This is a genomic window from Methanomicrobiales archaeon (assembly GCA_030019205.1).
In the GTDB taxonomy this organism is placed as follows: Archaea; Halobacteriota; Methanomicrobia; order Methanomicrobiales; family JACTUA01; genus JASEFH01.
Map to the genome: position 1 here is coordinate 1 of JASEFH010000047.1, position 5,812 is coordinate 5,812.

The window sequence follows — 5,812 nt, forward strand, 5'->3', positions numbered from 1 at the left end:
ATGCCATGTCTTGGGCTCAGGGTCCTCAAGGGTCTTATAATTTTGGGATATCCTCATCTTTAATGAATATCCCTTTGAGTGGAAAAGGTTTTCACAATTAATCTCGATTATGAAAGAAATCCTGGCAAGTGTTAAGAAGCAACTCGATGACTCATTAAAATTTTGACAACAGTGCTGCTGACATTTTCTTTAAGATATTCAGGGGGAATATTCCATTGCGGAGGTTGCCCAAGACTACACTGGACACAACGCAAGATTGCCTCTGGATTGGCCCCAGATAAAATATTGCTGCCACATTCAACCGTCTCTGGACGCTCTGTTACATCTCGAATCGTGACATTTGGAACATGCATGATACAACACTCTTCTTGAACGGTTCCACTATCACTAATAACACAATACGCATTTTTTTCAAGAGCAACGAAATCAATGAAGCCAAACGGATCGTAGTACTGGATCATTCCAGCATTATCAATTAATCCATACCGACAGATTCTATCTCTCGTGTGAGGATGTAAACTCAATATTACAGTCCTTTTGTATTTTTCAGGAAGTAGATTTATTGCTTGAATCAAAGTTTTCAAACGATTCGGGATATCCACATTTTCAGCTCGATGCATTGTTACAAGAAAATATTCATTTGGATTTAGTTTTAATGCCTCAAGGACTTTCGATTCTTCGATATCGGATTTGTATCGTTCTAGAACTTCATTGATCGGATTGCCGACTACAAATATTCTATTACTCGAAATTCCTTCTTGGATGAGATTAGCGCGACTTCTCTCAGTATAGGGCATTAGTATATCACTGCAGTGATCGATAATCCGCCTGTTTACTTCTTCAGGCACGCGATCGTCAAAGCACCTGTTACCCGCCTCCATATGATAGACAGGTATTGCCATCCTTTTCGCGATGATAGCCGAAAGACTGCTATTTGTATCTCCAAGGATCAATAATCTATCTGGTTTCTCGGATTGGAGTATTCTCTCACTTTCAACTAATATTCTGCCAATCTGCTCCCCCGTACTTGAACTTTGAACACCTAGGTAGTAGTCAGGTTCCCGAATCCGTAACTCTTTAAAGAATATATCGCTTAACTTCGGATCATAGTTCTGGCCAGTATGTACCAAAATATGCTCACACTCTCGATCCAACTTTTCAATCGTGCAGCTTAATCTAATTATCTCCGGGCGAGTGCCCAGAATTGTCATAATTTTCATCGGAGCAATTCCCCATTCGGTTGTTGATCATCAATTAAAAGTCCATGCTGTTCCAACTGAATTTTTAGCTGTTCGTAGTTCATTATGTTATCTGCAGAGCTATATTCTCGAGATAATGTATCCTTATACTCTGAGTCACGAAGTTCCGGAAGAACGGGTAGAATTACATAATAATTTCCCCTTTCTATCGTCCTATGCGCTTCTTCTTCCGATACAAGTATTTCATGAATTTTTTCACCCGGCCTAATCCCTGTAACAACTGTCTTGATGGGTCTCTCTCCTATCAAAATCTTGGCAATATCCATCACATTCGCAGATGGTACTTTAGGGATATACGTCTCACCACGGTTTGCCTCTATTAATGCCGCAAATATTGTGTCAACAGCCTGATCAAGGCTTAGGAGGAATCGTGTCATATCCAGAGTGGTGATCGTTACTGGTCCGCCAGAACGAATCTGTTCATGGAAGAGAGGTATGACAGATCCTCGAGATGCTAGGACATTTCCGTATCTAACACATATGAATCTTGTATCAGGACAATCCATATTTGCATGAATTAATAGCCGTTCTTGGATAGCTTTTGTCATGCCCATAACATTGATCGGTTTGCACGCCTTATCTGTTGAAATACCAACAACTGTTGAAACAGGTAAATGATGCTCGCGAATAGAGCGGATGATATTTTCAGGTCCTTCTATATTGGTCCTAACCGCCTCAAAGGGAAAATATTCGCATACAGGAACTTGTTTGAGAGCCGCCGCATTAATAACGACGTCAACTCCATGTAAAACTGAACTGATACTATGGTAATCTCGAACATCACCTATGCGGAACTCCAACAACCGTAGGAAATTATTATAAATAATCTCATCAGTTGCATTCTTACGATTCAAATATCGAAGACGCATCTCGTGCTGTTTTGCTTCATCTCGTGAGAACACGATGATCTTCTTCGGACATCCTATCTCACCGGATAGAAGACGTCGGACCAGAACTTTTCCAAGAGATCCAGTACCTCCTGTAACTAGAACGGTTTTATCAGTTAACATATTATCTCCGAATTTCTCCATACGGTGTTGGATCCTGATGCATTTCCTGTATCATAGTTGTCCATGAGGGAATTTTAATATTTGTTTTTTCTTTGAATTTTTTAGCATTTAAACTGCGATTTATCTTCACAGTAATGTCCGGTTCGATTTCAATATCCAAATGATACTCCTCTTTTACCAGAGTAAGAAGGTCAAACTTGCTGATTGGCTCTGATGCAACATGCCAGAGCCCTTGAAGCTCAGATTGATGCTGAATAATCTCTGCAATTATTTGGGAGAGTGCATTGGTTGTAAGACCGCTGAAGATGGCTCTCTGGAACCCTTTCACACTTTTTCCATTTTGTGAGAGAAACCACTCAATAAGCCCATGAGCATTTCCAAGTTCTCTTCCTATAATTGATGTCCGAATTGTGAGGCAATTATCATAAGTGACTTCTCCAAGAAGTTTTGTGCGACCATACAGATCCATAGCATCCGGTACATCATCCTCAGAATAGTTACCCATGTTACCAGAAAATACACAGTCCGTGCTCATATGAATCAATCGACAACTCTGTTTATGGCAAAGCTGTGCAAGCTGGTGAGGTAAGAGGGAATTTACGGTAATAATTGGGATTGGATCATGGGAAGCAGGGATTTGCTTTACAATCCCGATCGCATTGATAACAAAGTCAGGTCGCACAGCATCAAGCGCATCCGAAATTGATTCAAGTTTCTCAGCATTTACACGTCCAAGGAGGTTCAAATCTTTAAAAATTGGGTGTTTTTTGTACTTGGTTTTTGAATGACGGACAGTTCCAATTACATCGAATTTTTTTGCTAATATTTGCATTAATTTATGCCCTAACATCCCTGTGGCACCTAAAATTAGCACAACCATAATGTTCAACAGTACTATGAAGTTCTATTATTAAGGCTTTGTAGAAATGATTCTGAGGATCCGAATTGAGTAGGATGTGAGGGTTCGCTTTAGGTTGTAGAGAATGAATTTCAGTTTGATTTATTTGGCTTGGCGGCGGTATTGTTTGGATTTCAGGCTCTCATCGAGGGGAATTGCGATAAACCTCACTTCAAACCGTAACAGCATTATCTTAGCTCGTCGATCATATGAACAATGAATTCCTTCACCGATTTTGCTCTGAACGAGAAGTACAAACGCATCCAGAAACTCGGGGACAAGCTTGCAGAGCTCGAATCCATGATAGACTGGGAGTCATTTCGTCCAATCATGAGTGATCTCTATAACAATAGAGAGATCGGTGGACGACCGAATACCAATGAGATCTTGCTGTTGAAAATGCTCGTGTTGAAGTCCTTCTTCGTTTAATCGGATCCAGAGATGGATCGGCAGGCGAATGATCGCATCTCCTTCGGAAGTTCTTGAGATTCCCGGAGAAGAACCCGGATCTCACCACGCTCAGGTCCTTCCGGGAACGACGGATCCGAACCGGGCAGGAGAAGGCAGTCTGAGAGGTACTGCAACGGCAGCTGGATGCGAAAGGGTCTCACGATCCGAAAGGGGATGATCCAGGACGCGACCTTCATCACCGCCGATCCCGGACATGCCTCTTCCAATACGCCACGGGAAGACGGGGCGAAGAGCCGACTGAGCCGAGACGGCACCGGGGCGAAGAAAGGGAAGAAGTCGTCCTTTGGGTCCAAGCTGCACATCCTCATCGATAAGGAATAACAACTCATCCGGAGGGTGAAGACCACCACTGCATCGTTCAACGACAACCAGGTGGATCTCTCCCGGGAAGGAGAGACACTCTATCTCGATAAGGGGTACTTCGGGGTGAAACTCAGGTTTCCCTGGACAAGACCATGCACCGAGGTACGAGAGGACACCCATTATCGATAAAAGAGGAACGGAGAAACCGGTCGATCATGCGGGTCCTGTCTCTGGTGGAACGACCCTTTGAGGCGATCAAACGGGTATTCGGTGCCGGACATTTTCTGGTCACCACTTCTGCCAGAGTGCATGTGAAGAACCTCTTCTCCTGTTTTGACTTCAACCTGCAGTAGCTTCGTACTATCAGCTTCGTACCATCAACTTGCACTCCTCCTAGCATCAACTTTCGAAGAGTGGGGAGAAAAGAACAGAAAATTTAGGGAATTTGGGAGAGTAAAGAGCTTAAACAGGAAGGATCAGACTAGTACGGAGGACTGAAGGAAGAAAAGATAGGATAAACGTAATCCTCTATACTTTTTTCTTGATGTTCGCATCCCAAAAAATCTTTTCATACATCGCCTTTATACACTCCGTAATTAAATTTTTATCTAGTTTTCTTTTCACCAAATCGGCGTTTATCTGTGCTGCTTTATCAACTAACTGGTCATCTTGTAAAGCTGACCGGATAGCTTCGGTAACGCAAGTCGGATCCTCTGGGGGCACAATATAGCCATTCTCTCCATTTTTTACCCATTCATTGACACATGCAGTGTTTGACTGAATTGGAAAGGACCCCATGGCAATTGCTTCTAAAAATGATGTACTAATCCCGTCGCTAACTGAAAGACCAATAGAGATCCTCGCCATCCCATGATACTTCAGAATCTCTTCATGTGGAATACCGTTGGGCAGGATCTGAAATGAAACTCCAGATTCATTTTTGAGTCTATTCAATACCCGTTTTATGTCTTTATTATTATTTGAAGAGTAAACTATTATTTTATACCCTAAGAGCAAATCGGAACACATTTCAAGAGCTTTCAAAGCAACTAGTGCTCTCCCAGCCCAATGTTGGTACCCTTTAATCATAATAACTCTTCTTGATGAGGTTAATCCTGGCTGACGTAGTAAGGATATCTTAGCTAGATCAAATCCACCTGAATTTGGAAACGGTGGAAAACTAAATCCCTTATAACCATAAAGCCTTGCCAATTTAATATCTCGATTACATTCGCAAGAATAGTAGTCACAGTGGTCCAAAACTTCTCGAATTTTATTTTCGTGATTGGGAAACCGACCAAAATAAAAAATGTCACTACCCCAATTAGTAACTAGCCAAGGTGGGAATGTGGAAAAAAATTTCTTTTTTACATTAAGTGTAAGATATCCAGCATGTTGTAATTCCATTGAATGTATAATATCAGGTTTAACTTCATCAATTACATTTTTCAATTGAATCTCGCGGAGTGTGGGATGAAAAATAGATTGAATTCCTCGAGCAATTCCTGCAATAAATCTTGAAGGTGAAGATTTTCCAGGAATACGGCGCCCATAATAATTATTAACTCCTCTCGAGTTCCTCTGATCGCTAAAAAATGTATGGAAAATTGTAATACCTTTGATATTGGGATGTGTAGCCCCAAAATCTTGACATGGGAAAAGGTATACTTGATAATCAAGGTTAGAAATAATATCAATCCATCTCGCAACATGTATGCTATCGGACATTGCAACTAATAGGATCTTCATAATTAGTTGCTCTTAGTAATTTTCGAGCTGTACATGAATATTTACTTTATGGGGGATATCTCAAAATTGTAGTATCCCGAATTCATTTTACTTCCACCACCCCATGGCATAGCCGAGGATTC

At 41.4% G+C, this 5,812-nt stretch carries 4 protein-coding genes and 1 pseudogene; 1 reads left to right on the forward strand and 4 read right to left on the reverse strand.

What is annotated here, in order from left to right; translation table 11 throughout:
- Window positions 1–131: 131 nt before the first annotated feature.
- The 3 genes from wecB to QMC96_13040 are packed head-to-tail and all read right to left on the reverse strand — an operon-like array spanning window position 132 to window position 3,149.
- On the reverse strand, window positions 132–1,220 hold the full coding sequence (wecB, locus tag QMC96_13030; GenBank protein MDI6877679.1) for a UDP-N-acetylglucosamine 2-epimerase (non-hydrolyzing): 1,089 nt from the start codon (window positions 1,218–1,220) through the stop codon (window positions 132–134).
- On the reverse strand, window positions 1,217–2,290 hold the full coding sequence (locus QMC96_13035; GenBank protein ID MDI6877680.1) for a polysaccharide biosynthesis protein: 1,074 nt from the start codon (window positions 2,288–2,290) through the stop codon (window positions 1,217–1,219). Before QMC96_13035 ends, wecB begins: the two co-directional genes overlap by 4 nt.
- Complete coding sequence (locus tag QMC96_13040; protein MDI6877681.1) at window positions 2,271–3,149, reverse strand: SDR family oxidoreductase; 879 nt, start codon at window positions 3,147–3,149, stop codon at window positions 2,271–2,273. The genes QMC96_13035 and QMC96_13040 overlap by 20 nt, the downstream gene beginning before the upstream one ends.
- A gap of 234 nt (window positions 3,150–3,383) precedes the next feature.
- Between QMC96_13040 and QMC96_13045 the strand changes: the two are divergent.
- Window positions 3,384–4,294: pseudogene (locus QMC96_13045) on the forward strand (IS5 family transposase).
- Window positions 4,295–4,469: 175 nt separating this feature from the next.
- Here the strand turns inward: QMC96_13045 and QMC96_13050 are convergent.
- Window positions 4,470–5,690, reverse strand: coding sequence for a glycosyltransferase (locus QMC96_13050; protein ID MDI6877682.1), 1,221 nt, complete (start codon window positions 5,688–5,690; stop codon window positions 4,470–4,472).
- Between the last annotated feature and the right edge of the window lie 122 nt (window positions 5,691–5,812).

Coding starts and splice junctions, on each gene's coding strand:
- wecB (MDI6877679.1), bottom strand. CDS start 1,220: ATGAAAATTATGACAATTCTGGGCACTCGCCCGGAGATAATTAGATTA.
- QMC96_13035 (MDI6877680.1), bottom strand. CDS start 2,290: ATGGAGAAATTCGGAGATAATATGTTAACTGATAAAACCGTTCTAGTT.
- QMC96_13040 (MDI6877681.1), bottom strand. CDS start 3,149: ATGGTTGTGCTAATTTTAGGTGCCACAGGGATGTTAGGGCATAAATTA.
- QMC96_13050 (MDI6877682.1), bottom strand. CDS start 5,690: ATGAAGATCCTATTAGTTGCAATGTCCGATAGCATACATGTTGCGAGA.